Annotated in this window: 25 protein-coding genes and 3 tRNA genes; 13 read left to right on the plus strand and 15 right to left on the minus strand. The window is 74.1% G+C overall.

Annotation, left to right across the window (positions count from 1 at the left end):
* Positions 1–4 precede the first annotated feature (4 nt).
* The 3 genes from ACLWS4_RS03590 to ACLWS4_RS03600 all read right to left on the minus strand — a co-directional run bounded on the left by ACLWS4_RS03590 (position 5) and on the right by ACLWS4_RS03600 (position 3,443).
* Complete coding sequence (locus ACLWS4_RS03590) at positions 5–1,408, minus strand: glutamate decarboxylase (RefSeq protein ID WP_074000755.1); 1,404 nt, start codon at positions 1,406–1,408, stop codon at positions 5–7.
* Positions 1,409–1,534: 126 nt separating this feature from the next.
* Positions 1,535–2,968, minus strand: a complete 1,434-nt coding sequence (locus ACLWS4_RS03595) for an FGGY family carbohydrate kinase (protein WP_380745223.1) — start codon at positions 2,966–2,968, stop codon at positions 1,535–1,537.
* A 169-nt stretch (positions 2,969–3,137) separates the two neighbouring features.
* Complete coding sequence (locus tag ACLWS4_RS03600) at positions 3,138–3,443, minus strand: hypothetical protein (RefSeq protein WP_310593127.1); 306 nt, start codon at positions 3,441–3,443, stop codon at positions 3,138–3,140.
* A gap of 229 nt (positions 3,444–3,672) precedes the next feature.
* Here ACLWS4_RS03600 and ACLWS4_RS03605 point away from each other — a divergent pair.
* Positions 3,673–3,745, plus strand: a tRNA-Asn gene (locus ACLWS4_RS03605).
* Between the two features lie 61 nt (positions 3,746–3,806).
* Positions 3,807–3,879, plus strand: a tRNA-Asn gene (locus ACLWS4_RS03610).
* A 156-nt stretch (positions 3,880–4,035) separates the two neighbouring features.
* Here the strand turns inward: ACLWS4_RS03610 and ACLWS4_RS03615 are convergent.
* Both ACLWS4_RS03615 and ACLWS4_RS03620 read right to left on the minus strand, forming a co-directional pair.
* On the minus strand, positions 4,036–4,782 hold the full coding sequence (locus ACLWS4_RS03615; RefSeq protein WP_053111986.1) for a trypsin-like serine peptidase: 747 nt from the start codon (positions 4,780–4,782) through the stop codon (positions 4,036–4,038).
* A gap of 117 nt (positions 4,783–4,899) precedes the next feature.
* Positions 4,900–5,763 (minus strand): trypsin-like serine peptidase, encoded by an 864-nt coding sequence (locus tag ACLWS4_RS03620; RefSeq protein WP_416873341.1) that lies wholly within the window; start codon positions 5,761–5,763, stop codon positions 4,900–4,902.
* 189 nt (positions 5,764–5,952) lie between these two features.
* Here ACLWS4_RS03620 and ACLWS4_RS03625 point away from each other — a divergent pair.
* From ACLWS4_RS03625 to ACLWS4_RS03645, 5 genes are all read left to right on the plus strand, one after another.
* A tRNA-Ile gene (locus ACLWS4_RS03625) sits at positions 5,953–6,026 on the plus strand.
* A 304-nt stretch (positions 6,027–6,330) separates the two neighbouring features.
* A complete protein-coding gene (locus ACLWS4_RS03630; RefSeq protein ID WP_049650209.1) occupies positions 6,331–7,278 on the plus strand; it encodes an SPFH domain-containing protein in 948 nt (315 codons plus the stop codon).
* A 9-nt stretch (positions 7,279–7,287) separates the two neighbouring features.
* Complete coding sequence (locus ACLWS4_RS03635; RefSeq protein ID WP_416873342.1) at positions 7,288–7,575, plus strand: hypothetical protein; 288 nt, start codon at positions 7,288–7,290, stop codon at positions 7,573–7,575.
* 41 nt (positions 7,576–7,616) lie between these two features.
* Positions 7,617–8,321, plus strand: coding sequence for a GOLPH3/VPS74 family protein (locus ACLWS4_RS03640; protein ID WP_074000759.1), 705 nt, complete (start codon positions 7,617–7,619; stop codon positions 8,319–8,321).
* A 96-nt stretch (positions 8,322–8,417) separates the two neighbouring features.
* A complete protein-coding gene (locus ACLWS4_RS03645) occupies positions 8,418–9,329 on the plus strand; it encodes a 1-aminocyclopropane-1-carboxylate deaminase/D-cysteine desulfhydrase (protein WP_117487564.1) in 912 nt (303 codons plus the stop codon).
* A 156-nt stretch (positions 9,330–9,485) separates the two neighbouring features.
* Here the strand turns inward: ACLWS4_RS03645 and ACLWS4_RS03650 are convergent, their stop codons facing one another.
* Together ACLWS4_RS03650 and ACLWS4_RS03655 are read right to left on the minus strand one after the other, a co-directional pair.
* On the minus strand, positions 9,486–11,090 hold the full coding sequence (locus tag ACLWS4_RS03650) for an LCP family protein (RefSeq protein ID WP_416873343.1): 1,605 nt from the start codon (positions 11,088–11,090) through the stop codon (positions 9,486–9,488).
* 126 nt (positions 11,091–11,216) lie between these two features.
* Entirely contained in the window at positions 11,217–11,681 is a 465-nt protein-coding gene (locus ACLWS4_RS03655; protein WP_074000762.1) for a MarR family winged helix-turn-helix transcriptional regulator, read from the minus strand.
* Between the two features lie 124 nt (positions 11,682–11,805).
* Here ACLWS4_RS03655 and ACLWS4_RS03660 point away from each other — a divergent pair, with 124 nt between their 5' ends.
* Positions 11,806–12,834, plus strand: coding sequence for an NADP-dependent oxidoreductase (locus tag ACLWS4_RS03660; protein ID WP_416873344.1), 1,029 nt, complete (start codon positions 11,806–11,808; stop codon positions 12,832–12,834).
* 363 nt (positions 12,835–13,197) lie between these two features.
* Positions 13,198–13,692 carry a DUF3145 domain-containing protein gene (locus ACLWS4_RS03665; protein ID WP_049656686.1) on the plus strand — a complete coding sequence of 165 codons (495 nt, stop codon included), beginning with the start codon at positions 13,198–13,200 and terminating at the stop codon, positions 13,690–13,692.
* A gap of 96 nt (positions 13,693–13,788) precedes the next feature.
* Here the strand turns inward: ACLWS4_RS03665 and fabF are convergent, their stop codons facing one another.
* The 5 genes from fabF to ACLWS4_RS03690 all read right to left on the minus strand — a co-directional run bounded on the left by fabF (position 13,789) and on the right by ACLWS4_RS03690 (position 18,831).
* A complete protein-coding gene (gene fabF / locus ACLWS4_RS03670) occupies positions 13,789–15,054 on the minus strand; it encodes a beta-ketoacyl-ACP synthase II (protein WP_049656688.1) in 1,266 nt (421 codons plus the stop codon).
* Between the two features lie 186 nt (positions 15,055–15,240).
* A complete protein-coding gene (locus ACLWS4_RS03675; protein WP_049656691.1) occupies positions 15,241–15,486 on the minus strand; it encodes an acyl carrier protein in 246 nt (81 codons plus the stop codon).
* 75 nt (positions 15,487–15,561) lie between these two features.
* Positions 15,562–16,593: a beta-ketoacyl-ACP synthase III gene (locus ACLWS4_RS03680; protein WP_049656693.1), complete on the minus strand. Its 1,032-nt coding sequence runs from the start codon at positions 16,591–16,593 to the stop codon at positions 15,562–15,564.
* A complete protein-coding gene (locus ACLWS4_RS03685; RefSeq protein ID WP_074000763.1) occupies positions 16,590–17,543 on the minus strand; it encodes an ACP S-malonyltransferase in 954 nt (317 codons plus the stop codon). Before ACLWS4_RS03685 ends, ACLWS4_RS03680 begins: the two co-directional genes overlap by 4 nt.
* Before the next feature lie 91 nt (positions 17,544–17,634).
* Entirely contained in the window at positions 17,635–18,831 is a 1,197-nt protein-coding gene (locus tag ACLWS4_RS03690) for a PucR family transcriptional regulator (protein ID WP_074001159.1), read from the minus strand.
* 224 nt (positions 18,832–19,055) lie between these two features.
* Between ACLWS4_RS03690 and ACLWS4_RS03695 the strand changes: the two genes are divergently transcribed.
* Positions 19,056–19,832: a pirin family protein gene (locus ACLWS4_RS03695; protein WP_053112115.1), complete on the plus strand. Its 777-nt coding sequence runs from the start codon at positions 19,056–19,058 to the stop codon at positions 19,830–19,832.
* 3 nt (positions 19,833–19,835) lie between these two features.
* Here the strand turns inward: ACLWS4_RS03695 and ACLWS4_RS03700 are convergent, their stop codons facing one another.
* Positions 19,836–20,669, minus strand: a complete 834-nt coding sequence (locus ACLWS4_RS03700; protein ID WP_416873345.1) for a serine hydrolase domain-containing protein — start codon at positions 20,667–20,669, stop codon at positions 19,836–19,838.
* 132 nt (positions 20,670–20,801) lie between these two features.
* Here ACLWS4_RS03700 and ACLWS4_RS03705 point away from each other — a divergent pair, with 132 nt between their 5' ends.
* Positions 20,802–21,305: a MerR family transcriptional regulator gene (locus tag ACLWS4_RS03705; RefSeq protein ID WP_416873346.1), complete on the plus strand. Its 504-nt coding sequence runs from the start codon at positions 20,802–20,804 to the stop codon at positions 21,303–21,305.
* Positions 21,302–22,315: an aldo/keto reductase gene (locus tag ACLWS4_RS03710; RefSeq protein ID WP_074000766.1), complete on the plus strand. Its 1,014-nt coding sequence runs from the start codon at positions 21,302–21,304 to the stop codon at positions 22,313–22,315. The genes ACLWS4_RS03705 and ACLWS4_RS03710 overlap by 4 nt, the downstream gene beginning before the upstream one ends.
* Before the next feature lie 52 nt (positions 22,316–22,367).
* Here ACLWS4_RS03710 and ACLWS4_RS03715 read toward each other — a convergent pair whose 3' ends face one another.
* On the minus strand, positions 22,368–22,946 hold the full coding sequence (locus ACLWS4_RS03715) for a TIGR03086 family metal-binding protein (protein WP_049652636.1): 579 nt from the start codon (positions 22,944–22,946) through the stop codon (positions 22,368–22,370).
* A gap of 111 nt (positions 22,947–23,057) precedes the next feature.
* On the opposite strand from ACLWS4_RS03715, the gene ACLWS4_RS03720 reads away from it, so the two are divergent.
* The gene (locus ACLWS4_RS03720; RefSeq protein WP_380778099.1) at positions 23,058–24,047 is read left to right on the plus strand and encodes a helix-turn-helix transcriptional regulator; all 990 of its coding nucleotides are present in this window, start codon (positions 23,058–23,060) and stop codon (positions 24,045–24,047) included.
* On the opposite strand, the gene ACLWS4_RS03725 is transcribed toward ACLWS4_RS03720, so the two are convergent.
* Positions 24,044–25,258: an alpha/beta hydrolase family protein gene (locus ACLWS4_RS03725; protein ID WP_259316584.1), complete on the minus strand. Its 1,215-nt coding sequence runs from the start codon at positions 25,256–25,258 to the stop codon at positions 24,044–24,046. The genes ACLWS4_RS03720 and ACLWS4_RS03725 overlap by 4 nt on opposite strands.
* Positions 25,259–25,451 lie beyond the last annotated feature (193 nt).

Consider the following 25,451-nt stretch of genomic DNA (forward strand, 5'->3'; position numbering starts at 1 on the left):
GGGGTCAGTGGTGGAAGCCCGGCCGGGGCGGCACCCCGAGCTCCCGGAGCGGGACGGGCTGGCGCCGCAGCTCCGGCAGCAGCCGGTCGAGGTCGGCCAGCAGCAGGTCGGCGAGGTCCCGGGAGAAGCCGTTGCGGCAGACCACCCGGAGCACCGACAGGTCCTCCCGGTTCGCCGGGAAGGTGTACGCGGGGACCTGCCAGCCGCGCTCGCGCAGCCGCCGTGAGACGTCGAACACGTCGAACGGGACGTCCCCCTCGGTGGTGAGGGCGAACACCGGGACCTGGTCGCCCCGGGTCAGCAGCCGGAAGCCGTCCAGCTTCCCGATCCGCCCGGCCAGGTAGGTGGCGACCTCGCGGCAGGCGCCCTGGACGGCCCGGAAGCCCTCCCGGCCGAGCCGCAGGAAGACGTAGTACTGGGCCACCACCTCGGCGCCGGGCCGGGAGAAGTTGAGGGCGAAGGTCGGCATCTCGCCGCCCAGGTAGTTGACCCGGAAGACCAGCTCCTCCGGCAGCGCCGCCCGGTCGCGCCAGAGCGCCCAGCCCACGCCGGGGTACACCAGGCCGTACTTGTGGCCGGAGGTGTTGATCGAGGCCACCCGGGGCAGCCGGAAGTCCCAGAGCAGCTCCGGGTCGAGGAAGGGCGCCACCATGGCGCCGGAGGCGCCGTCCACGTGCACCGGGACGTCGGTGCCGGTGCGCTCCTGGTAGGCGTCCAGGGCCGCGCAGATCTCCGCGACCGGCTCGTACGAGCCGTCGAAGGTGGAACCGAGCACGCCGACCACCCCGATGGTGTCCTCGTCGCACAGGGCGACCGCCCGCTCGGCGTCCAGGTGGAAGCGGGTGCCCTCCATCGGCGCGGTGCGCGCCTCGATCTCCCAGAAGTTGCAGAACTTCTCCCAGCACACCTGCACGTTGACGCCCATCACCAGGTTGGGCCGGGCCCCGGCGGCGTAGCGGTCGGCGTTGCGGTGCATCCAGCGGCGCTTGAGCGCCATGCCGGCCAGCATGCAGGCCTCGCTGGAGCCGGTGGTGGAGCAGCCGACCGCGCCGTCCGGGTCGGGGGCGTGCCAGAGGTCGGCGAGGATCGCCACGCAGCGCCGCTCCAGTTCGGCGGTCTGCGGGTACTCGTCCTTGTCGATCATGTTCTTGTCGAGGCACTCGGTCATCAGCCGGGTGGCCTGGGCCTCCATCGAGGTGGTGACGAAGGTCGCCAGGTTGAGCTTGGCGTTGCCGTCCAGCATCAGCTCGTCGTGGATCAGCTGGTACGCGGTCTCGGCCGCGACCGGGACCTCGCCGAGCCGGTGCAGCGGCGGGGCCAGCTTCATCGCGCCCAGCGGGTCGGCGATGGTCGGGTACGGGCCGATGCTCAGCCGGCGGTCGCCGCCGGCCCCCTTGTGCAGCGCCATGGCGTCCTGCCGTCCTTCGGGTCGGTGGCCGTGTCCCGTCCCACGCTGCCACCGGGTGCCGGGCGACGCATCCGCGCGGTCCGCCGCCCCCGCTCCGGGGCTCGGTCCGCCGCCCCCGCTCCGGGGTCAGGCCGCCGCCTCCGGGTGGACCTGGTCGCGGGCGGCCCGGTACTGCTGACGCACCGCCGAGCCGATCGCCAGGTCCTGCTCCCCGTCGGGCTCGACGGTCTCGGCGTCGGGCAGCTCCCACTCCGGGGGCTGCGGGGTGCCGGCCAGCGCCCAGGCGGCCTGCCGGGCGGCCCCGCGGGCGGCGTGCGCGCCGGGCGGCGGCACCACGACCGGGACGCCGAACAGCATCGGGGCGATGTGCCGGACGGCGGGCAGCCGCCCGGCCGTGCCGAGCAGGAACACCCGCTTCACCGGGACGCCCCGGGCGCGCAGCACGTCGAGCGCGTCGGCGATGTTGCAGAGCATGCCCTCGACGGCGGCCCGGGCCAGGTGCTGAGGGGTCATCGCCTCGGCCCGCAGGCCGGTCAGGGTGCCGGCCGCGTGCGGCAGCGCGGGGGTGCGCTCGCCGTCCAGGTACGGCAGCAGCACCAGGCCGTAGGCGCCGGGGGAGGAGTGCAGGGCGAGGTCGCTCAGGCCCTCCAGGTCCCGGCCGAGCAGGGCGGCCGTGGAGCGCAGCACCTGGGCGGCGTTGAGGGTGGCGACCATCGGCAGGTGCCGGCCGCTGGCGTCGGCGAAGGAGGAGACCAGGCCGGACGCGTCGACCACGGCCTCCTCGTGCACCGCGAAGATCGTCCCGGCGCTGCCGAGCGAGACCACCGCGTCGCCCGGGCCGAGGCCCAGGCCCAGCGCGGCGGCCATGTTGTCCCCGGTGCCGGCCGAGATCAGCAGGCCCTCGGGGGTGTGCCCGGCGGGCTCGGCCGGGGGCAGGACGTCGGGCAGTCTGAGCTCGTGGCCGAGCGCCAGCTCCACCAGGTCCTGCCGGTACTCGCCGGTGATCGGCGACCAGTAGCCGGTGCCGGAGGCGTCGCCGCGGTCGGTGGTGCGGCGCTTGGGGTGGCCGAGCAGCTGCCAGACCAGCCAGTCGTGCGGCAGCAGCACCTCGGCGACCCGGCGGGCGTTGGCGGGCTCGAACTCGGCCAGCCAGCGCAGCTTGGCGACGGTGTACGTGGGGGCCGGCACGGAGCCGATCGCGGCCGTCCAGGCGGCCGGGCCGCCGAGGGCGTCCAGCAGTTTGGCGGCGGCGCCGCTGGAGCGCGGGTCGTTCCAGAGGATCGCCGGGCGGACCAGCACCCCGCCCGCGTCGAGGCCGATCATCCCGTGCTGCTGGGCGCTGACCCCGATCGCCCGGACGCTCTCCAGCAGGCCGCCGGTCGCGGCGTCGCCGAGCGAGTGCAGCCAGACCTGGGGGTCGGCCTCGCCCGGGCGCAGGTCCTGGTCCTCGGGGACGGGGTGCGGCGCCTTGCCGGAGCGCAGGACGGCGCCGGTGTCGGCGTCGCACGCGACGATCCTGGTGCGGTTGGTCGAGCTGTCTATCCCCGCGACGATGGCCATGCCGAGATCATGCCTCAGCCCGGCCCCGGACGCGTCCGGGCCGGGCGGCCTGTTGCGGGTTCGCGACCCCGGGGCGGGGTCCGCTTCGCCCAGCTGTCACCGTCCCGTCACGGACGGCGGGTACCCGGCCCGACCGCCCCGGGTGAGGCGGTCGGGCCGGGCCCGGCGCTCACGGCCGGAAGGTCCCCCAGCCGTCGTCCTCCGCCCTGGTGCGGTTGAAGTACGGCACCCGGTCGGTGACGGCGTTCGGCAGCCGGTCGCCGACCCGGCCGGCGACCGCGTCGGCCGCCTTCCCGGCCACCGCACCGGCCTGCTGCCGGGCCCGGTCGGTCGCGTTCTGGACCGTGGGGTTCCGGGCGATCTCCCGGGTGACCTTGGCGATCTGTTCGTAGCGCTGGCGCCCGGCTCGCGAGCCCAGGACGTAGCCGGCCGCGAAACCCACGGCCAACGACAGCTTCCACATGGTCGGATCCACCCTCTCCTGGCGGCCTCTGCCGCATTGCCCTACCCGTACGTCGGGACGGCGAACCGTCCGCGCCCCAGCATCCCCGGCCCCGTCGCCGGGCGCGCGCGGGGCACGCCGGGCGGCGATCCGGGGGCGATCCGGGAAAGCGATTGGCGGACCACCCCCCCGAGTGCGCTAATGTATGTCCCGCAGCGAGCGCCGAGGAGCCCGGGAGACCGGGGGCCGAGGCGGGAGCCGATCCCCCATAGCTCAATTGGCAGAGCAGCCGACTGTTAATCGGCAGGTTATTGGTTCGAGTCCAATTGGGGGAGCTCGGGAGAAGGCCCTCCGGGGTCCTGTTCCCGTCCGTGGTACGGAAGTTGGGTACCGCGATCCCGCATAGCTCAATTGGCAGAGCAGCCGACTGTTAATCGGCAGGTTATTGGTTCGAGTCCAATTGCGGGAGCTGCACCGGGCCTGCCCGGTGACTGCTCAGAGCGAAGGCCCCTCGGTCGACCGGGGGGCCTTCGTGTTGTCCCCGTCCGGCTCCGCGGCGTGACGTGCGCGACACCGCCCGCGGGCCCGGGTCGCCGCAGGGCCGGCGCCGGGGGCGGTTCCCGGGTCAGGCGGTCGCCTTCCGGTAGAGCTCGGCGACCCGCTGGTCGAAGGTGACGCTGTACGAGGTGCCGGGGGTCTCCCCGCCCTCCTGGTAGCCGCCGATCACGCCGACCACCGCGCCGTTCGAGGTGACCCACGGGCTGCCGCTGGTGCCGTCGGTGTAGCCGCCGCAGTCGAAGCGCTCCTGGGTGGCGCTCTGCGAGCTGGTGCGGACGGCGCAGGTGATCGGCTCGTCGCTCTCGTTCGGGTAGCCGGTGACCGAGACGGACAGCCCGAAGCCCTGGCCGGTGCCGACCGGGTTGCCGCCGACCGCCTCCTCGACCTGCCGGCCGTCGACCGGGCCCACCGTGACGAAGGCCACGTCGTACTCGGGGTCGTCGCCGGCCGCCCAGCGCGGGTCGACGGTGATCGCCTGCACCGGCCAAGTCCCGTACGGGGTGGACCCGTTGCGGTAGCCGGGGGTGAACACCAGGCCGTCCAGCAGGCCGATCCGGCGGGTCTGCACGCAGTGCGCCGCGGTGACCAGCAGGTTGCCCCGGGGGCTGTGCACCACGCTCGCGGTGCAGGCCCGCGGTCCCTGCGCGGTGTGGATGGAGAGGGTGCCGATCCGGTCCCGGGCGGGGCTCCGCTGCGCGACCTCGGCGCGGGGCGCCGCGTCCTGCCCGCCGCAGGCGGTGCCGGCGGCCAGCAGCAGGGCGGCCAGCGCGACCGTTCGTGCCGTGTGCGCGGGCCGTGCCGGGCGGGAGGCCATCGGGGCTCCGTCTCGTCCTCGGGGCGGGCACCGGGGCCGTGCGTTCCGCCGTTCGTGAGGAAGATCTACCAGGCCGGGCCCGGCGGCGCCACCGCCGGGGTCCCGCCCGCCGTCCGGTCAGCCGGTGGCGCGGTCGTACAGGGTCTGGACGCGGTCGCCGAAGTAGCTGCTGTACGAGGTGTCCGGGCTGTTGCCGCCCTCCTGGTAGCCGCCGATCACGCCGACCACGGTGCCGGTCCTGGTGCTCGGGTCGAAGTCGGTGACCCAGGGGCTGCCGCTGGTGCCGCCGGTGTAGTCGGGGCAGTCGATCCGCAGCTGGGTGGGGCTCTGCTGGAGGGTGGTGTTGGAGCAGGTGATCGGGACGCCGCTGCTGCTCGGGTAGCCGGTGATCTTCACCGGGAGCCGGTAGCCGCGGTTGACGCCCAGTCGGTTGGCGCCGAGCACCTGCTGGACCTGCTGCCCGTTCTGGGCCTGGACGACCGCGAAGGCGACGTCCATGTCCGGGTCGGCGTGGTCGTTCCAGGCGTCGTCCACGGTGACGGCCAGCAGCGGCCAGACGCCGCTGGGGGTGTCGCCGTCGCGGTAGCCGGGGACGAAGACCAGGTCGCCGCGCCGGCCGAGCTTCGGGTCCCAGACGCAGTGGGCGGCGGTGACGACGAGGTTGAGCCCGGCGCTGTCGACCACGCTGGCGGTGCAGAAGTGGTCGCCGGTGGCGTTGCGGGTGAACACCGCGCCGACCAGGCCGTTGAGCACGGTGGGCTTGGCGGTGCGGGTGACGCCGGTGTGCCGGCCGGACGCGCCCTTGAACCGCTGCCGGTTCCAGCCGTGGCTGTTGACGGCGGCGGAGGTGGCGGCGGCGGTGGGTGGTGCGGAGGTGACGGTCGGGGAGCTTCCGCCCGGCCGCGCCGCGGTGGTGCAGCCCGCCGCGGCCAGCATCAGTGCGAGCGCCGCGGCCGCCGCCCCCGTCCCACGTGTCGTCATCCGCCCAGGCTGCCCCGGGCGGGTGCCCCGCCGCCACCCGGGCTGCGCCGCCCGGGAGGGGCGCACCGTCGCGCACCCAGGTGCGCCCCCGGCGAGCATCACGGGTGATCGACCGGCTATGCTGCCCGGGACGGCCTCGCTGGGGCCGTCTGCTGCTGCCGTGTCGACGACCGGCGCGCGCGGCGAACCGGGGCGGTAGCTCAGCCGGTTAGAGCAGGGGACTCATAATCCCTTGGTCGTGGGTTCGAGTCCCACCCGCCCCACCTTCTCGATGTGCGACGAGTGTCGTGACGACCCTTCGCGGGCGGGCCGCCGAGCCGGGGCCCCGCCGCCTTTCCACCGCATGCGACGTCGCAGAGTCTAGGCCGCGGCCACCCTCCTTCCCCGTGTGGCGCGCCGGAATTCACCCGCCCGTGGGCATCGGTCCCGACCGTCCCCGACGGCTCTCCGCCGCCTTCTCCGCGGCCGTTCGTCCCCTCCTTCCCGTCACCGGACCCTGGCGCCGCGCGCTCAAAAAGTGATATCACTTTGCCATCGGATGCGGATGCTCGCCGAAGGAGTCGCCCCATGACCACCCCGCCTTTCGCCGTCGAGGACGGTGCCGTCCTGGACCTCCCGGTCCCCAAGATCACCGAACGGGCCATCACCGGGGCGGCCGGCCTGCCGGTCCTCGGCGGCACGCTGCTCGGCCTGCTCGCCGGAGTCGGCTCGTTCGTCGCCGGCGCGGTCCAACTCTCCGGCGGCGGAAAGGGGTTGGGCATCGGGCTGATGGTCCTCGGGCCGGTGCTGCTGCTCGGCTCGGTGGTGCTGATGTGCGGGCTGACGGTGGTCTCGCCCGGACAGGCCCGGGTGGTCCAGCTGCTCGGGCGCTACCGGGGCACCGTCCGCGCCGAGGGCATGACCTGGCTGAACCCCTTCACCAGCCGGCGCCGGATATCCACCCGGATCCGCAACCACGAGACGGAGACCACCAAGGTCAACGACGCGGACGGCAACCCGATCGAGATGGCCGCCGTGGTGGTCTGGCAGGTCGAGGACACCGCGATGGCGGTCTTCGAGGTGGACGACTACGCCGACTTCGTCGCCATCCAGACCGAGACGGCCGTACGGCACATCGCCACCAGCTACCCGTACGACGCCCACCACGAGGGCCAGTTGTCGCTGCGCGACGGCGCGGACGAGATCGCCCGCAAGCTCTCCACCGAGATCGCCGCCCGGGTCGCCGCGGCCGGAGTGCGGGTCATCGAGTCCCGGATCACCAGGCTCGCGTACGCTCCGGAGGTCGCCCAGGTGATGCTCCAGCGCCAGCAGGCCGGGGCCGTGGTGGCGGCGCGCAGGCTGATCGTCGAGGGCGCCGTCGGTATGGTCGAGGAGGCGCTGGACCGGCTCGCCGAACGCGATGTCGTGGAGCTGGACGAGGAGCGCAAGGCCGCCATGGTGAGCAACCTCCTGGTGGTGCTCTGCGGCGACCGCGGCACCCAGCCCGTCGTGAACACGGGCTCCCTCTACCAGTAAGGCGAGGCCTTGGCGACGGAACGGAAGAAGCTCCTGTTGCGACTGGACCCTTCAGTTCACGACGCGCTGGCCCGGTGGGCCGGGGACGAACTGCGCAGCACCAACGCCCAGATCGAGTTCCTGCTCCGCCGCGCCCTCACCGACGCCGGCCGGATGCCCGGCGGCGCGGCCCGGCTCCCCCGGCGCGGACGCCCGCCCAAGGAGAGCCCGCCCGAGGAGAGCCCGCCCGAGGAGAGCCCGGAGAGCCGCCCGGAGAACCCGGAGGGTCCGCAGAGCGGTGGTTCCGCGGCGGACTGACCGCGGCGGGCCGGGCACCGACCGAACGACCGGAGAACGAGATGGACCTGCTCGCCAAACTGCCCAGCAAGCCGCCCGCAGACCTCCCCGTCAACCTGCCCGAGAAGCTGTACCTGCTCGCCTACGACCCGCGGCGCGGGCGGATCACCCGGCAGTCCACCCTCCACCTGGTGCTGCAGGCGGCGGCGCTGACCGAACTGCTGCGCCGCGGACTGGTGCGCGAGGAGGGCCGGACGGCCGTCGCGAGGGTCCGGGACTCCGCCGCCTCGGCCGGCCTCGACCCGTACAGCGCCCACCTGCTGGGCCGGATCCAGGAGAAGCGGCCGCACAGCTGGAGCTGGTGGATCGGCCGCGCCCCCAGCGTCGGGCGCGACCAGCCGGCCCGGCGGATCCGGGAGGGCCTGGCGGAGGCGGGCTGGATCGGCCTCCAGCAGGGCCGGGCGGCCGGGGTGTTCCCGGTCACCCGGGTCACCCTGGACGGGCCCGAGGTGCGCGCGGCGCTGGCGGCCTCCGTCACCGCCGCGCTGAAGGGCCCGCTCAGCCGGGTGGACCCGGCCGACGCGGCGCTGGTGGCCCTGGTCGCCGCGGGGCGGCTGCGCACGGTGCTGGATCCCAAGCAGCGCCGGGAGCACCGAGGCCGGATCGAGAAGCTGTACCCGGCGGCCGGCCCGGTCCCGAAGGCGCTCGGCTCGGCCCTCGCCTGGCGCCAGGCGAGCCACACGGCGGAGATCGCCGTCCTGGGCTGACGGGCCGTCCACGGGGGTGGCGGCCCGTCCCGGGGCGCGGAGCCCGGCCGCCGCACCGGCGGGCCGGGCTCCGCGCGTCCGCCTTATGCTGGCCGGATGCTCGAAGCCGCCCTGCTGCCGACCCCGCTGGTGGACTGCACCGACGAGGCCTTCGCCCGGGCCGGGGTGGAGCTGCGGCTGAAGCGGGACGACCTGCTGCACCCGACCGTCCCCGGCAACAAGTGGCGCAAGCTGGCGCCCAACCTGGCCGCCGCCGTGGAGCGGGGCCACACCCGGCTGCTGACCTTCGGCGGCGCCTACTCGACCCACCTGCGGGCCGTCGCGGCCGCCGCCGGGGCGCTCGGACTGGAGAGCGTGGGGCTGGTCCGCGGCGAGGAACTGGCCGACCGGCCGCGCAACTGGTCGCTGCGGGCCGCCGAGGCGGCCGGGATGCGGCTGGAGTTCCTGACCCGGGCCGCGTACCGGGAGGCCACCGGCCGGGCCGAGGGGGAGGACGGCGCGGCCGACCCGCTCCGCCGCTGGGGCCCCTGCCTGGTGCTCCCGGAGGGCGGCTCCAACGCCCTGGCCGCCGTCGGCGCGGCCGCGATCCCGGCCGAACTGCCCGACCTCGGCGAGCGGGACGTGGTCTGCTGCCCGGTCGGCACCGGCGGCACCCTGGCCGGCATCGCGGCCGGCCTGCCGGCGGGCGCCCGGGCGCTCGGGGTGGCGGTGCTGCGCGGCGGCGAGGGTTACCTGGAGGAGGAGGTCGCCCGGCTGCACCGGGCCGCCTACGGGCGCGGGTTCGACAACTGGCGGATCGACCACGGGCACCACGGCGGCGGCTACGGGAAGGTCCCGGCCGAGCTGGCCGGCTTCGCCGAGCGGTTCGAGCGCCGCCACGGCGTCCCGCTGGAGCGCCGCTACGTCGCCAAGCTGCTCGCCGCGCTGGCGGACCTGGCGGCGGCGGGCGCCTTCCCGCGCGGCACCCGCCTCACCGCCGTCGTCACCGGGCTGCCGGATCCGGAGTAGCGGCCGGCGGCCGTCGGGGCGAGGCGCCCACGGTTCAGCCGCGCGAGGTGCCCGCCCGGACGCCGGGCCGCCCGCCCTCCCCGGGCGAACGCGGGGAGGGCGGGCGGGAGTTCGACGGGCGGCCCGGCCCTCAGGCGGGCCGGAGGCCGGGCGCGGTCAGCCGAAGGTCAGGTTCGCGCACGGGTCGGTGTCGGCGGTGCGGGTGTTCTCCGCTATGCCGGTGGGGACGCCGCCCGGGAGGGCGCCGGGGGTGCTGCCCGCGGTGGCGCCCGGGGCGGCGCCCGCCCCGGCAGGAGCCCCGGCGGCAGGGGCCCCGGCGGCAGCCCCGGGTGCGGTCCCGGGTGCGGTCCCGGCACCGGGCTCCGGGCTCGGGGCGGCCACCGCGTCGATCCGGGTGCCCGCCCCGCGGTAGTCGGCGCCGAGGGTGACGGTGACCGCCCCCGAGCCGGGCTCCTCGACCGCCTTGGCACCGGGGAAGAGCGCCACGACCTGGTCGGCGACGGCCTTCAGCGCTGGGTCGTAGGAGACCTGGGTGGCCTGCTGCCCGGGGGAGTTGGGGCCGAGGGTGATGCTCCGGAAGCCGCGCGCCTTGAGCGTCTCGGCGCCGGAGCCGGCCAGGCCGGGCGTGCCGACCCCGTTGACCACGGTGATCGGCGCCGCGGCCTGCTCCGGGGTGAGCGGCGTGGCCGGGGCGGCCGGGGCCCCCGGGTCGGCGCCGGGGGAGGAGGTCACCTGGCCCGTCCCGGAGGTGCTCTGCCCGTCCAGGGTGCGGTCCTCGCGCAGCAGCTTCCAGAGCGCGTCGGCGTCCGGCTGGACCAGCCGCACCCGCTCGCCGGCGAAGCGCCAGGGGGCGGTGACGAAGGAGACGTCCGAGAGCTTGATGTCCTGGATCGAGCGGGCGAAGTCCACCAGCTTCATCGCGGTGCCGAGACCCTCGTCCACGGTGAGCGACTTGGTGGCCGCGTCGGCCAGCGGCAGCAGGGTGGGCAGCGAGAAGCCCTGGCCCTGCACCTTCTTGATCATCGACGAGAGGAAGGCCTGCTGGCGCTTCATCCGGCCGATGTCGGAGTTGTCGCCGATGCCGTGGCGCGCTCTCAGGTAGTCCACCGCGGACTGCCCGGAGAGCTTCTGGAGGCCCTTCTTGAGGTGTATGCCGAACTGGTTGACGTCGTTGGGCACGCAGGCCTCCACGCCGCCCACGGCGTCGGACATCGCGGCCGCGCCCTTGAAGTCGACCACGACGGTGTGGTCGATCCGCAGCCCGGTCAGCTTCTCGACGGTGTTCTGGGTGCAGGCCGGGTTGCCGCTCTCCGCCAGGCCGACGGTGAAGGCGGAGTTGAACATCTGGTCGTTCTTCGGCGTCGTCCAGCTGCCGTTCGGCAGCTTGCAGGACGGGATGGTGACCAGGGTGTCGCGGGGGATCGAGACGCCGACGGCGTGCTTGTGGTCGGCGTAGATGTGCACCAGGATCGCGGTGTCCGAGTGGCCGACGCCCTCGTCGCCGCCGCCCAGCGAGTCGTTGCCCCCGTCGCGGGTGTCCGAGCCGAGCAGCAGAACGTTGACCGGCACCTGGGCGCCGGGGCTGGCCGGCACGGCGGCCGGCGGGCGCTCGGTGGCGACGCCGCCCGGGTCGAAGGTGGTGATGTTGTTGTCCAGCCGGTGGTAGAACCAGGCTCCGGCACCCGCGACCGACAGCACCAGTGCGGCGGCCAGGCCGATGGCGGTCCGCAGGTAGCGGCGCCGACGCGCACTGCTGCTCATCCTCAGTGCCCCCCGTCTTCAGGTATCTCGCGTTCGATGTTCGATGTTCGAACGTTAGACGTTCCGGGAGGCGGTTCGGTTACCCCCCCGGGGCCAACGGACAGCCCCCGGGACCTGTGATGCTGGTCACGCGCCCGGGCCGGAGGCGCCCGCGAGCATCCTCCGGAGCAGGTCGCGCAGGGCCGTCCGCTCGTCCGGGCCGAGTGCGGCCAGCGGCTCGCGGGCGAAGTTGAGCGACTCGCGGAGCTCCTCGGAGGCGGCCGAGCCGGTGCCGGTGGCGGCGACCAGCTTGACCCGGCGGTCGTGCCGGTCGGCCTCGCGGGTGACGAAGCCGCGGGATTCGAGCCGGTCGACGATGCCGGTGATGTTGGAGGGCTCGCAGCTGAGCGTCTGGGCGATCTGGCGCATCGGCATCGGTCCGCGCCGCAGCAGGGCGAGCACCTTGGCCTGGGCGCCGGTGAGCGAGCGGGCGGCGGCGGCCTCCTCGTACTCGCGGTGGAACAGCGCGACCAGGTTGGCCATCAGGTCGACGACCTCGCGGGTGATCTCGTCGGGCTGCGGCGTGGCGTCCTCGACGGGCTGGGTCTCCATGGTCAAAAGTCTACCTGAAAAGTTGACAGGGTGAACCTTTCATGCCCATCGTTACTTCAGTTCATCAACCTTTCATGTTGTGAACAGCGCCTGAACCCGCACCCGAACCCTCAAGGAGCCCCCGATGGCAGAGCAGGCCGCCACCCCCGCGACCGCCCGTGAATGGCACCTCGCCGCCCGCCCCCAGGGCTGGCCGGTGCCGACCGACTTCGCCCTGGTCGAGGCCCCGGTCCGGACCCCCGGCCCGGGCGAGGTCCTGGTCCGCAACGTCTACCTCTCGGTGGACCCGTACATGCGGGGCCGGATGTCGGACCGCAAGTCCTACGCGGAGCCGTACGAGCTGGACAAGCCGATGCTGGGCGGCGCGGTCGGCCGGGTCGTCGCCTCGCGGGCGGAGGGCTTCGCCGAGGGCGACTACGTCCTGCACTTCTTCGGCTGGCGCGAGTACGCGACGTTCGACCCCAGGACGGCCGTCAAGGTGGACCCGGACGCCGCGCCGCTCTCCACCTACCTGGGCGTGCTGGGCATGCCGGGGCTGACCGCGTACGCGGGGCTGACGCGGGTCGCCGGGATCAAGGCCGGCGACGTGGTGTTCGTGTCCGGCGCGGCCGGCGCCGTGGGCGGCATCGTCGGCCAGCTCGCCAGGCTGAAGGGCGCGTCGCGGGTGATCGGCTCCGCCGGCTCGGACGAGAAGGTCGAACTCCTGGTGAAGGAGTACGGGTTCGACGCCGCGTTCAACTACAAGAACGGTCCGGTGGCCGACCAGCTCCGGGCGGCGGCCCCCGACGGCATCGACGTGTACTTCGACAACGTGGGCGGCGAGCACCTCGAAGCGGCGATCGACTCGATCAACCTGCACGGGCGCATCGCGGTCTGCGGCATGATCTCGCAGTACAACGCCACCGAGCCCACTCCGGCCCCGCGCAACCTGGCGCAGATCATCGCCAAGCGCTTCCGCATGGAGGGGCTGCTCGTCGGCGACCACTACGACCTCCAGCCGAAGTTCGTCGAGGAGGTCTCGGCGTGGGTGCGCTCCGGTGAGCTGAAGTACCGCGAGACGGTGAGCGAGGGCATCGACGGCACGGTGGACGCCTTCCTCGGTCTGCTGAGCGGCGTCAACACCGGCAAGATGGTCGTCCGCCTGGACGGCTGACGATCCGTCAGGGGATCCAACCGCCCCGCCGCCCCCACCGGGCGGCGGGGCGGTCCGTCATGTGCGGCCCGCGGTCGGGCGCGGGCGCCGCGGCCGCACTACCGCATTCCGTCCGGATCCGAAAGTGCGTCATCCATCCTGTGGCGCCTCGCGGTACGGTGGTCCCGCCGACGATGGGGCCGTTCGGGGGAGAGATCCGGCCGAGGGGTAGACCTCGTTGAGGATTCGACTAGCATTGAGCGAAAGCCTGTCCGTTTTGCTCAATTTAGTAGCTTAATGTCGGCTAACGTGAGTAACTGCGGATCAACTGCAGGCACGAGGCAGCTGGGGAAGGCGACCCTCGTCCACAGCCTGGAGGTCCCGGTGACGACACGTGGAGTCCTGTACGTCCACTCCGCGCCCCGCGCGCTGTGCCCGCACGTCGAGTGGGCCGTCGCGGGGGTGCTCGGTGTGCGGGTGAGCCTGGACTGGATCCGCCAGCCGGCCGCACCCGGGCACTGGCGTGCCGAGCTCTCCTGGCAGGGGGAGCCCGGTACGGCTTCGAAACTCGCCTCCGCGCTGCGCGGCTGGCAGCTGATGCGGTACGAGGTGACCAGCGAGCCCTGCGCCACGGCGGAGGGGGAGCGGTACAGCAGCACGCCCTCGCTCGGCATCTTCCACGCCGTCACGGGCATCCACGGCGACATCCTGATCCCCGAGGACCGGTTGCGCGCCGTCCTGCTGCGCGCCCGCAGCGAGGGCGCCGACCTGGAGGCCGAGATCGCCCGGCTGCTCGGCAAGCCCTGGGACGACGAGCTGGAGCCGTTCCGGTACGCGGGCGAGGGCGCGCCGGTGCGCTGGCTGCACCAGGTGGTCTGAGGCCGGCGGGCCGGGCGGACAGTACGGGTACGGCGAAGACGGGTACGACGGAGGGGCCGGCGCTCACGGCGAGCGCCGGCCCCTTCGTCACGGGCGTCAGTGGGTGCGGAAGGCCAGCACCACGTTGTGGCCGCCGAAGCCGAACGAGTTGTTCAGCGCGGCGATCCGGCCCTCGGGCAGCTTGCGGGCCTCGTCGCGGACGATGTCGGCCTCCACGTCGTCGTCCAGCTCGTCCACGTTGATGGTCGGCGGGGCGATCCGGTGGTACAGGGCCAGCACGGTGGCGACGGTCTCGATGCCGCCGGCGCCGCCCAGCAGGTGGCCGGTCATCGACTTGGTGGCCGAGACGGCGATGTGGTCGAGGTCGTCGCCCAGCTCCTTGCGCAGCGCCTTCAGCTCGGCGGTGTCGCCCTGCGGGGTCGAGGTGGCGTGCGCGTTGACGTGCACGATCTCGGCCTTGTCCAGCTCGTTGCGCTCGAACAGGTCGGCCAGCGCGCGGGCCACGCCGGCGCCGGTCGGCTCGGGCTGGGCGATGTGGTGGGCGTCCGAGGACAGGCCCTGGCCCACGGCCTCGCAGTAGATCCGGGCGCCGCGCGCCTCGGCGTGCTCGATCGACTCCAGCACGACCACGCCGGCGCCCTCGCCCAGCACGAAGCCGTCGCGGCCCTTGTCGTACGGGCGGGAGGCGCGCTGGGGCTGGTCGTTGTTCTTGGACATCGCCATCATGTTGGCGAACGCGGCGATCGGCAGCGGGTGGATCGCGGCCTCGGTGCCGCCGGCCACCACGACGTCGGCGCGGCCGGTGCGGATCATCTCGATCGCGTAGCCGATCGCCTCGGCGCCGGAGGCGCAGGCGGAGACGGGGGTGTGCACACCCGCGCGGGCGCCGACCTCCAGACCGACGTTGGCCGCCGGGGAGTTGGGCATCAGCATCGGGACGGTGTGCGGGGAGACCTTGCGGGCGCCCTTCTCCTTCAGCACGTCGTACTGGTCGAGGAGGGTGGTCACGCCGCCGATGCCGGAGGCGATGACGGTGCCCAGGCGCTCGGGGGCGAGCTTGGAGGACTCGTCGGTGGCGGGGGTCTCGAAGCCCGCGTCGGCCCAGGCCTCGCGGGCGGCGATCAGCGCGAACTGGGCCGAGCGGTCCAGCTTGCGGGCCAGCGGGCGGGGCAGGATGGTGCCGGGCTCGACGGCGGTGCGTGCGGCGATCTTGACGGGCAGGTCCTCGGCCCACTCCTCGGTCAGGGCGACCACGCCGGACTTGCCGGCGACCAGGTTCTCCCAGGTGCTGGCGGCGTCGGCGCCCAGCGGCGTGAAGGCGCCGATACCCGTGACGACCACGGTGCGGTTTTCAGCGGTCACTGGTTTCTTCTTCTCTCACGTGTGCAGGGGTCGGCGGCGTGCCGAGGATGGGCCCGGCCGGGCGCCCCGGTGAGGGGGCGTCCCGGCCGGTGGGGTCGGTCGGGCTCCACGAGCCCGGCCGACCGGTCAGCCCCCGCCGGCGTACGGGACGCCGGGCGGGCTGGCCGAGTCGAACGACTCGATCGCTCAGGCGGCGTTGGCGAGGATGTAGTCCACCGCGTCGCCGACGGTCTTCAGGTTCTTGACCTCGTCGTCCGGGATCTTGACGTCGAAGCGCTCCTCGGCGGCCACGACGACCTCGACCATGGACAGCGAGTCGACGTCCAGGTCATCGGTGAAGGACTTGTCGAGCGCGACATCCTCGGTCGGGATACCGGCGATCTCGTTGACGATCTCGGCGAGACCTTCCAGGACCTCGTCCTTGGTAGCCATACTGGCTGCTCCTCTTCGGTGTTGAACGCGTCCGGCCGGCGGCCGGACACAGGCTTGTGGATTGGGCGAATGCGCCTAGGGGAGAGTAACGACTGCCGCGGCGTACACGAGACCCGCCCCGAACCCGATGATCAGGGCCAGGTCCCCGCTGTGGGCCTCACCGCTCTCCAGCATGCGTTCCATCGCCAGCGGGATGGAGGCGGCGGAGGTGTTGCCGGTCTCGGCGATGTCGCGGGCGACGGGCACCGACTCCGGCAGCTTGAGCGCCTTGATCATGGCATCCGTGATCCGCATGTTGGCCTGGTGCGGGATGAACGCGCCGAGCTGGTCGGCGGTGATCCCGGCGGCGTCCAGCGCCTGCTGGGCCACCTTGGCCATCTCCCACACCGCCCAGCGGAAGACCGGCTGGCCGTCCATCCGCAGGGCCGGCCACTTGGTCTCCTCGCCCGCGCCGTTGACGGCGTCGGACTTGGCGAAGGCGGTGTCCCAGGCCTCGGTCTGGGTGATCAGGTCGGCCTGCGAGCCGTCCGAGCCCCAGACCAGCTTGCCGATGCCGGGAGTGTCGGACGGGCCGACGACCACGGCGCCGGCGCCGTCGCCGAAGATGAAGGCGGTGGAGCGGTCCGACCGGTCGGTCAGGTCGCTGAGCCGCTCGACGCCGATGACCAGCACGTACTCGGCGTTGCCGCCGCGGATCATGCCGTCGGCCAGGCCCAGGCCGTAGCCGAAGCCGGCGCAGGCGGCCGAGATGTCGAAGGCCGGGGCGGTGCCGCAGCCGAGCCGCTCGGAGATCTCGGTGGCGATCGCCGGGGTCTGCTTGAAGTGCGAGACGGTCGAGACGATCACGCCGCCGATCTGCTCGGCGGTGATCCCGGCCTGGGCGATCGCCTTGCCGGCGGCCTGGACGGACATCTCGGAGACGGACTCCTCCGGGCCGGCCCAGCGGCGCTCGGCGATCCCGCTGCGGGTGCGGATCCACTCGTCCGAGGAGTCGATCCACTCCAGGACCTCGGAGTTGGGGATCACCCGGACCGGACGGTAGCCGCCGACGCCGAGGATGCGCGAGTACTGCGCGCCGCTCACCGGACGGATCTGGGGCTTGGTCATGCCTGGTTCTCCTGCTCCTGACCGCCGTGCTCCGCGACGAGCGCGCGGGCCTTGTCCAGATCGGCGGGGGTCTTGAGGGCGAGCGTGGCCACACCCTTGAGGTTGCGCTTGAGCAGCGCGGTGAGGGTGCCGGCCGGGGACAGCTCGATCACGGCCGTCGCGCCCAGCTGCCCGAGGGTCTCCATGCAGAGGTCCCAGCGGACCGGGTTGGAGACCTGCGACACCAGGCGGGCGAGGACCTCCGCGCCGGAGTCCACGACCGCGCCGTCCTTGTTGGAGACGTAGCGGACCTTCGGGTCGGCCACGCTGGTCAGGGTCGGGGCCAGCTCGGCCAGCCGCTCGACGCCCGGGGCCATGTGCTCGGTGTGGAAGGCGCCGGCCACCTTGAGGGCCACCAGCTTGGAGCGGGTCGGCGGGTCCGCCTTCAGCGCCTCCAGCTGGTCCAGCGTGCCGGCGGCGACGATCTGGCCGCCGCCGTTGTTGTTGGCCGCCGTCAGGCCGTGCTCGGCCAGCTTGGCCGCGACCTCCTCCGGCTCGCCGCCGAGCAGGGCGAGCATGCCCGTCTCGGTGACGGCGGCGGCCTCGGCCATGGCCCGGCCGCGCTCGCGCACGAAGGTCAGCGCGTCGTGGGCGGTGAGCACCCCGGCGCCGGCGGCGGCGGTGATCTCGCCGACGCTGTGGCCGGCCACGGCGCCGACCAGCGCACGGGCGGCGTCCTCGTCCGGGAACAGCTCCCGGGCGGTCACCAGACCGGCCGCGACCAGCAGCGGCTGGGCGACGGCGGTGTCCTTGATCTCCTCGGCGGACGCCTCGGTCCCGGCGCGCACCAGGTCGAGCCCGGCGACCTCCGACCAACCGCGCAGGCGGTCGGCGACGCCGTCGAGCTCCAGCCAGGGGCTGAGGAAACCGGGGGACTGGGCACCCTGTCCAGGGGCGACGATTACGAGCACGGTTCAACCCTCTCTCGCCAGGCGCCCAGGGGCGGGTAGGCGACGGTAACGAAGAAAACCATCCGGGATTGTATGGTCCCTACACTCCGGCTCAGCCGGGCTCCCCGACGGCGTCCAGCCGGCCGAGGGCCAGTGCGATCCGCAGAGTGAACGCCGAACGTACGTCGGAGGGGGCGTACCCCGTGACGTCAGTCACACGTCGTAGCCGGTAGCGCACCGTATTCGGGTGGACGAAGAGCATCCGGGCCGCACCCTCCAGCGAGGAGGCCTGCTCCAGGTAGACACTCAGCGTCTCCAGCAGGGCGGAGCCGGCCTCGTCCAGCGGTGTGTAGATCTCCTCCACCAGCTGGCGGCGCGCGGCCTGGTCGCCGGCCAGCGCCCGTTCGGGCAGCAGGTCGTCGGCCAGCACCGGGCGGGGGGCGTCCGGCCAGGCGGCGCAGGCCCGCAGGCCGGCCGCGGCGGCGGCGGCCGAGCGGGTCGCGGAGAGCAGGTCGGGCACGGTCGGGCCGACCACCACCGGGCCCGGCGCGAACTGGCCGATCAGCGCCCGGGCCGCGTGCACCGGCTCCTTCTCGCCGCCGACCACGACCACCAGGCGCTTGCCCAGCACCCCGGTCAGCACGTTCAGCTTGGCGTACCGGGCGGCCCGGCGGATCGCCTCGACCACCAGCTCGCTGTCCCCGTCCGGCGCGCTGCCCATCACCACCCGGACCTGGCTGGGCTGGCCCCAGCCGAGCGCCGCGGCCCGCGAGAGCACGCCCTCGTCGGCGTCGCCGGACAGCAGCGAGTTCACCACCAGCGCCTCCAGCCGGGCGTCCCAGGCGCCGCGCGCCTCGGCGGCCTGGGCGTACACCTGGGCGGTCGCGAAGGCGATCTCCCGGGCGTAGACCAGCACCGACTCGCGCATGTCCGCCTCGTCGCCGGGGGCGGCCACCTCCTCGATGGCCTCCTCCATCACCTCGATCGTGGTGCGGATCAGCTCGACGGTCTGGCGCAGGGTGATCGCCCTGGTCAGCTCGCGCGGGGCGGTGCCGAAGACGTCGGTGGAGATCGCCTGGGCGGCGTCGGGGTGGCGGTACCACTCGGTGAAGGCGGCGATGCCGGCCTGGGCGACCAGGCCGATCCAGGACCGGTGCTCCGGGGGCATCCGCCGGTACCAGCCGAGCTGGTCGTCCATCCGCGAGATCGCGGCGGTGGCCAGCTTGCCGGAGGACTTCTCCAGCCGCTTGAGCGTCGCGGCCCGGCGCTCGGCGCGCTCGGCGGCGTTTCTGCGCTCCTGCGCCGTCAGGCGGGGCGCCGCGCGGCCGGGGCGGTCACGGCCCGCCCGGGCGGCCGGGCTCTTCCCGGTGGGGTCGGGTGCGGGGCTGGGGCTGGGTTCGCTCTTGGAGTTCGCGGAAGCGGCTGGCACAAGGACAAGACTGCCTCACGCGAGTGACTGCTCGTGCACACCCCCCGGCGGAGCGGCGCGGTGGCAAGAGTCACACCCCGCGCGCCGGCGACTACGGTGGGGGCGTGACCGAAGCCGCCGACCGCCCCCGCGCCGACCTGCGCCGCACCGCCGAACGCTACCGCTCCGCCCCGGCCGAGGGCGTCGAGACCCGGCACGCGTTCTCCTTCTCGGGCCACTACGACCCGAAGAACACCCACTTCGGCGCGCTGCTCGCGTGCAACGAGGAACTCCTCGCCCCCGGCGCCGGGTTCGAGGAGCACAAGCACCGGGACACCGAGATCCTCACCTGGGTGCTGGAAGGGGCGCTGGCCCACCGGGACTCGTACGGCCACAGCGGGGTGGTCCGGCCCGGGATGGTGCAGCACCTCGGCGCCGGCTCCGGCGTCACCCACACCGAGCGCAACGTCGGCGGCGCCACCGGGCCGGTCCGCTTCGTCCAGATGTGGCTCCAGCCGGACGAGTTCGACGCGCCGCCCGCGTACGGCCTGCGCAAGGTGGAACCGGCGGACGGCGGGTTGACGCTGCTCGCCTCCGGCCTGGAGCGCGACGCCGGGACGGACGCCCTGCGGCTGCGACGCCGCGACGCCGCGCTCTGGCTGGCCACCGCCGGGCCGTGGCAGCCGCTGCCGCCGCTGCCCGAGGCGCCCTGGCGGTACGCGCACCTGACGGCCGGCTCGCTGGGCTACCGGACCGTTCCGGGGCCCAAGGGCGGCGGCCGCTCGATGGTCCCGGGCGACAGCGTGCGGATCACCGGCGAGGCCTTCGCCGACCCGGCGGCGGGGGAGACCGGCGCCGAACTCCTGCTCTGGGAGATGCACTCGCCGGTCTCGTACGGCTGACCGTCAGCCGTCCAGTTCCGCCAGCACCGCGTCCGAGAAGGCCGGCCAGGCCTCGACCGCCCACGGCCCGAAGTCCCGGTCGGTGAGCGCGACGCAGGCCGCGCCGGCCTGCGGGTCGACCCACAGGAAGGTGCCGGACTGGCCGAAGTGGCCGAAGGTTCCGGGGGAGTTGGCGGTGCCGGTCCAGTGCGGGCTCTTGCCGTCGCGGATCTCGAAGCCGAGGCCCCAGTCGTTCGGGCGGCGGTGGCCGTAGCCGGGCAGCACGCCGCTGGTGCCGGGGAAGGCGACCTCGCGGGTGGCCTGCCGGACGGTGGACGGGTCCAGCAGCTTGGGGGCCTGCAGCTCGGCGGCGAACCGGGTGAGGTCGGCGACGGTGGACAGGCCGCCGGCGCCGGCCGGGGACTTGTGGGCGGTGTGGATCAGGGTGTCCGTCATGCCCAGCGGCTCGAACACCGCCTCGGCGACGTAGCGGGAGAACTCGATCCCGGCGGCCTCGGAGAGCGTCCGGGCCAGCGCGTCGAAGCCCGCGTTGGAGTAGAGCCGGCGGTTGCCGGGCTCGGCGAACACCCGGTCCTCGTCGAAGCCCAGGCCGGAGGTGTGCGCGAGCAGGTGGCGGACGGTGGACCCGGGCGGCCCGGCCGGGTCGTCCAGCTCGAACACGCCCTCCTCCAGGGCGACCAGCGCCGCGTACGAGGTGAGCAGCTTGGTCACCGAGGCGAGCGGGAACAGGTGCTGCCGCGGCCCGTGCGCGCCCAGCACCGCGCCGTCCGCCGCCCGGACCACCGCCACCGCGGCATGGGGCACCGGCCAGTTCTCGATCATCCGCAAGCTCTCCATGGGCCCGACTCTAGTCGCCGGGAAAATCCTCGGAAAAGGTGGTGGCGGGCCCACCCGGATGTCGGGCTTGCTTGGAGTGCACTCCAACTCTGTAGCGTCGTTCCCGTCGCACAGGACAAGGGGGAACGAGCGATGGCCGCACCCGCACGCATCGAGATCGACCTGCGCAGCTGCTCCGAGGTCTTCAGCCGCCCCGTCGGCGATCCGGACCCGAGCCCGAGGCACACCATCAGCGAGGTCGCCACGGCGAGCGGGCTGACCGCCCACACCCTGCGCTGGTACGAGCGGATCGGCCTGCTGGACCCGGTCGACCGGGCGGCGGGCGGCCAGCGCCGCTACTCCGACGCCGACCTGCACCGGCTGGCCTTCCTGGGCCGGCTGCGGCTGACCGGCATGTCGGTGGCGGACATGCTCAAGTACGTGGACATGGCCCGCCAGGGCGAGCAGACCTACGGGGAGCGTCGGCTGCTCCTGGAGGCCCAGCGCGAGGAGGTCCGACAGCGGATCGTGGACCTCCAGGCGACCCTCGCCGTCCTCGACTACAAGATCGACATCTATGCCGGGAAGGGCGCCGTCGGCGCCGGCGTCCCGGCCAAGTGCCAGAACATCCATGGAGAGGAAGAGCAGAGCGCATGACTCAGACCGTCCTTCCCACCGTCGAACTCGGCACCGGCGGCCCGCTGGTGGGCGTCCAGGGCCTCGGCTGCATGGGCATGAGCGAGTTCTACGGCCCCACCGACGCCGACGAGGCGCTCGCCACCCTGGACGCCGCGCTGGAGACCGGCGTCACCCTCTTCGACACCGCCGACATGTACGGCTCCGGCCGCAACGAGGAGCTCATCGGCCCCTTCGTCCGGGCCAACCGGGACAAGGTGGTGCTCGCCACCAAGTTCGCCATCCTGCGCTCCGAGGAGGACGGCGCCGTCCGCGGCATCAGCAACGACCCGGCGTACATCCGGACCGCGGTGGACGCCTCGCTGCGCCGCCTCGGCGTGGACGAGATCGACCTGTACTACATGCACCGCCGCGACCCGGCGGTGCCGCTGGCCGACTCGGTCGGCGCCATGGCCGAGCTTGTGAAGGCCGGCAAGGTGCGCCACCTCGGCCTGTCCGAGGTGACCGGGGCCGAGCTGCGCGAGGCGCACGCCGTCCACCCGATCGCCGCGCTCCAGTCCGAATGGTCGGTGTTCGCCCGCGACGTCGAGAGCACGGCGGTGCCGGCCGCGGCGGAGCTGGGCGTCACCTTCGTGCCGTACTCGCCGCTCGGGCGGGGCTTCCTGACCGGCGCCTTCCAGGATGCCACGGAGCTCTCGGCGAACGACTACCGCCGCAACCACCCCCGCTTCACCGGCGACAACGCGGCCGCCAACGGCGAACTGCTCGACCCGCTGCGGGAGATCGCCGCGGCCCGCGGCGTCACGCTCGCCCAGGTCGCGCTGGCCTGGGTGCACCAGCGGGCCGAGGTGCACGGGCTGGCCGTGGTGCCGATCCCGGGCACCCGCAAGCGGAGCCGGCTCGCCGAGAACACCGCGGCGGCGACGCTGCGGCTGACCGCCGAGGAGCTGGCGCTGCTGGAGCCGGTGGCCGGCCGGGTGGCGGGGAGCCGCTACGCGGACATGAGCTCCACCTCGGCGGCGCGCGAGTAGCGGGCACCGGCGGCCCGGGGAGTCGGCGGACGCCCCGGGCCGGCCGCCGGGCTCAGACCGTACGGCCCGTCCAGGCGGCCAGCCGGGTGTGCACATCGGCGTCCTCGGCGACCGGCCGGACGGCGGCGAACGGAACGCCCGGCACCCGCCGCTCGGCCGGCAGCACGAACTCGGCGATGCCCAGGGCGGTCCGCGCCAGGTCGTCGTCCAGGGCGAAGCCGTTGTCGAGGCTCCGGGCGATGTCCCCGGAGTGGGTCACCAGCTCCATCAGGTAGCCGCCGACCGCCATCGCGCCGGGCACCTCGCCCCAGGGGGCGACGGTCGGGCGGCCGAGCTTGGCGTCGTCCGCCCAGGCGGCGGTCACCCGGGCGCGGGCCCGGCCCAGGGCGGCCGGCCAGCCCTCGTCGGACGGGTCCTCGATGGCGGCCACGGTGTCCTCGGCGTGGCCGCCCTCGCCCATGTACGCGAACCGGTGGACGCCGCCGACCACGTGGTTCAGCAGCCCGCGCAGGGTGAACTCGGTACAGGGCGTGGGCCGGTCGAGGTCGGCCGGGGTGACGGTGGCGAACAGCTTCTCCAGCTGGTCGAGGGCGGCCTGGTACTGCGGGCGGGCGTCCTGGACGGCGGTCATGGCGCTCAACTCCCTGGTGTCGGGTGGTCGTTCGGGCCCCTTTCGGGCCCGGAACGCAATCTCCCAGTAAAACCTGACAACGGCCGTCAGGATTACTGGGATTCTTGGACCATGAAGGCCGACCGCCTGCTCTCGATCCTCCTGCTGCTCCAGACCCGCGGCCGGGTGCCCGCCACCGAACTCGCCGAGCGGCTGGAGGTGTCCGTCCGCACCATCTACCGCGACGTCGAGTCGCTCTCCGCCGCCGGGGTGCCGGTGTTCACCGAACGCGGGCGGCACGGCGGCATCGGCCTGCTGCCCGGCTACCGCACCGACGTCACCGGCCTGACCGCGGACGAGGCCAGGGCGCTGTTCGTGCTCTCCGCCCAGGGCGCGCACAGCGACCTCGGGCTGGACGGCGCGCTCGGCTCGGCGCTGCGCAAGGTGATGGCGGCGCTGCCGGCCCCGCACCGGCCGGCCGCCGAGCGGGTTCGCGAGCGGATCCTGGTCGACCCGGCCCGCTGGATGCAGACCCCCGGCGCGGCCGGCCCCGCCGCCGGGCCGGACCTGGGCGAGCTGCAGTACGCCGTCTTCGCCGACCGGCGGCTGCGGCTGCGCTACCGGCACAGCGGCACGCCCGCGCCGGTGGAGTACACCGTCGACCCGTACGGGCTGGTGAGCAAGGCCGCGGTCTGGTACCTGGTGGCCGATCTGCACGGCGAGCCGCGGCTGTTCCGGGCCGACCGGGTGCTGGCCGCCGACACCACCGAGGAGGCGGTGCGGCGCCGGACCGGGGTCGGGCTCGGCGAGGTCTGGGCGGTGCTGCGCGAGCAGGTCGAACGGCTGCCGAAGGACGTGCCGGTGCGGGTGCGGGTCCGGCGCGGACGGCTGGACATGTTCCTGCGCATCCACGGCGGCCGGGTCACCGCACCGCCGCCGGAGCCGGGCGCCGTCCCGGCCGAGGAGTGGACCGAGGTGGCGATGGCCTTCCCGGCCCCGGCGGCCGTCCGGTCGCTGCTGGCCTTCGGCGCGGACGTCGAGGTACTGGCCCCGCCGGCCGCCCGGCGCGAACTGGCCCGGGCGGCGGCGGAGGCCCTGCGGCTGTACGAAGACGGGTCTTAGGAGCCCGGGTTGGCCCGGACCACGTCCTGGTAGTGGCCGAGGGAGATCGCCGCGAAGTTGTGCAGGCTGTCGGTGCCCTCGGTGAGGTAGCCGTTGTGGCCGGCCGCGCGGGCCGAGGAGATCAGCTCGGAGCCGAAGCCGCTCGCGGCCGGGTCGGCGCCGTGGCCGAGCCCGCCGACCTCCATGAACGGCACGTTGCCGATCCAGTCGCTGGGGTTGCGGGTGGCCCAGAGGTGCACGCCCGCGCCCAGCTCGCCGGTGTTCTGCACGCCCATGCCCGGGCTGCCGAAGACCACCAGGTCGGTGATGCCGGAGGTGTCGGACGGCGAGGCGGCCGCGCGCGGGATGTCCGGGGCGGCCGTACCGCAGACCACCGAGCCGTACGAGTGGCAGAGCAGCGCCGGCGGCGCGTCCGGCCGGGTGGTCTCCTTGAGCCCGGCGAGCAGCCGCTCCAGCCGGGGGGCGGCGACGTCGGCGAGCCGGGAGGTGGCCGCGTCCGGGCCGAGGCCGGAGGGGGTGACGTAGCCGGTCCAGGAGATCACGGCGGTCCGGGTGTCCGGGGCCTGGCGCTGCTCCTCGGTGTGGAGGGCGCGGGCCATGCCGGCCGGGGAGCGCAGCGGGTCGGCCGCCTGGTCGTGGTGGCCGAGGTCGGCGTCCGAGCCGGGGACGAGCACGGAGATCCGCTCGGCGTCGGCGAGGTCGCCCCACACCTCGGTGACCAGGCCGCGGCCGCGCGGGTCGAAGGCCAGGATCTGCCGGTCGGGGGCGAGCAGGTGCTCGACGTCGTTGGCGCGGGAGACGGCCAGCGCGCGGGTGTCGGAGTCCAGCGTGCCGTCGGCGGCGCGGGCCAGGGCCCGGTCGTGCTCGGCGGCCAGGGCGATCCGGTTGGCGCGGTAGCGCAGGTCCAGCGGGGCGCCGTCGTAGTTGCCGACGACCAGCGGGTAGTCCTGGATCAGCCGGTCCAGCTCGGTGGGCGCGAGCGAGGCGAAGAACGCCGCGGCGGCGGCCGGGGTGGTGGTCGCCGGGTCGGGCAGGGAGCGGCCGAAGGAGTGGTCCTCGACCCAGGCGGCGCTGCCGGCCGGGGGCGTGGAGATCGCCAGCTGTTCGGAGGAGACGGCGGCCGCGGCGGCGACGGCCCCGGCGTCGGCGAGCACCGCGCAGCCGGCGAACGCCCCGATCAGTACCCGCTTCCAGCGCCGACGGATGCGCACCGCACCAACTCCCTTGGGGCCCGCACCGTTTCGCGGGCGGTGGTGCCCGGAGGGTGCGATAGCTCTGCTGACTTCCCTGCGCAAGCCTAGGGGGCCCGAAGGGATGCCGGGAACGCCTAAACTGTGGGATGGCTCACATGAACCGGGGGTGTCCGTCCGACGTCTCCCAGTGGTTCGGACAGTGGTTCGTACG

Source organism: Kitasatospora sp. SC0581 (genome assembly GCF_048159585.1).
In the GTDB taxonomy this organism is placed as follows: domain Bacteria; phylum Actinomycetota; class Actinomycetes; order Streptomycetales; family Streptomycetaceae; genus Kitasatospora.

What these genes read in the sequence shown, in the direction of transcription:
- ACLWS4_RS03630 (WP_049650209.1), top strand. Translation starts at nt 6,331, where the DNA reads ATGACCACCCCGCCTTTCGCCGTCGAGGACGGTGCCGTCCTGGACCTC.
- ACLWS4_RS03720 (WP_380778099.1), top strand. Translation starts at nt 23,058, where the DNA reads ATGAAGGCCGACCGCCTGCTCTCGATCCTCCTGCTGCTCCAGACCCGC.
- ACLWS4_RS03710 (WP_074000766.1), top strand. Translation starts at nt 21,302, where the DNA reads ATGACTCAGACCGTCCTTCCCACCGTCGAACTCGGCACCGGCGGCCCG.
- ACLWS4_RS03620 (WP_416873341.1), bottom strand. Translation starts at nt 5,763, where the DNA reads ATGACGACACGTGGGACGGGGGCGGCGGCCGCGGCGCTCGCACTGATG.
- ACLWS4_RS03655 (WP_074000762.1), bottom strand. Translation starts at nt 11,681, where the DNA reads ATGGAGACCCAGCCCGTCGAGGACGCCACGCCGCAGCCCGACGAGATC.
- ACLWS4_RS03680 (WP_049656693.1), bottom strand. Translation starts at nt 16,593, where the DNA reads ATGACCAAGCCCCAGATCCGTCCGGTGAGCGGCGCGCAGTACTCGCGC.
- ACLWS4_RS03660 (WP_416873344.1), top strand. Translation starts at nt 11,806, where the DNA reads ATGGCAGAGCAGGCCGCCACCCCCGCGACCGCCCGTGAATGGCACCTC.
- ACLWS4_RS03595 (WP_380745223.1), bottom strand. Translation starts at nt 2,968, where the DNA reads ATGGCCATCGTCGCGGGGATAGACAGCTCGACCAACCGCACCAGGATC.
- ACLWS4_RS03640 (WP_074000759.1), top strand. Translation starts at nt 7,617, where the DNA reads ATGGACCTGCTCGCCAAACTGCCCAGCAAGCCGCCCGCAGACCTCCCC.
- ACLWS4_RS03590 (WP_074000755.1), bottom strand. Translation starts at nt 1,408, where the DNA reads ATGGCGCTGCACAAGGGGGCCGGCGGCGACCGCCGGCTGAGCATCGGC.
- ACLWS4_RS03615 (WP_053111986.1), bottom strand. Translation starts at nt 4,782, where the DNA reads ATGGCCTCCCGCCCGGCACGGCCCGCGCACACGGCACGAACGGTCGCG.
- ACLWS4_RS03645 (WP_117487564.1), top strand. Translation starts at nt 8,418, where the DNA reads ATGCTCGAAGCCGCCCTGCTGCCGACCCCGCTGGTGGACTGCACCGAC.
- ACLWS4_RS03705 (WP_416873346.1), top strand. Translation starts at nt 20,802, where the DNA reads ATGGCCGCACCCGCACGCATCGAGATCGACCTGCGCAGCTGCTCCGAG.
- ACLWS4_RS03700 (WP_416873345.1), bottom strand. Translation starts at nt 20,669, where the DNA reads ATGGAGAGCTTGCGGATGATCGAGAACTGGCCGGTGCCCCATGCCGCG.
- ACLWS4_RS03650 (WP_416873343.1), bottom strand. Translation starts at nt 11,090, where the DNA reads ATGAGCAGCAGTGCGCGTCGGCGCCGCTACCTGCGGACCGCCATCGGC.
- ACLWS4_RS03675 (WP_049656691.1), bottom strand. Translation starts at nt 15,486, where the DNA reads ATGGCTACCAAGGACGAGGTCCTGGAAGGTCTCGCCGAGATCGTCAAC.
- ACLWS4_RS03715 (WP_049652636.1), bottom strand. Translation starts at nt 22,946, where the DNA reads ATGACCGCCGTCCAGGACGCCCGCCCGCAGTACCAGGCCGCCCTCGAC.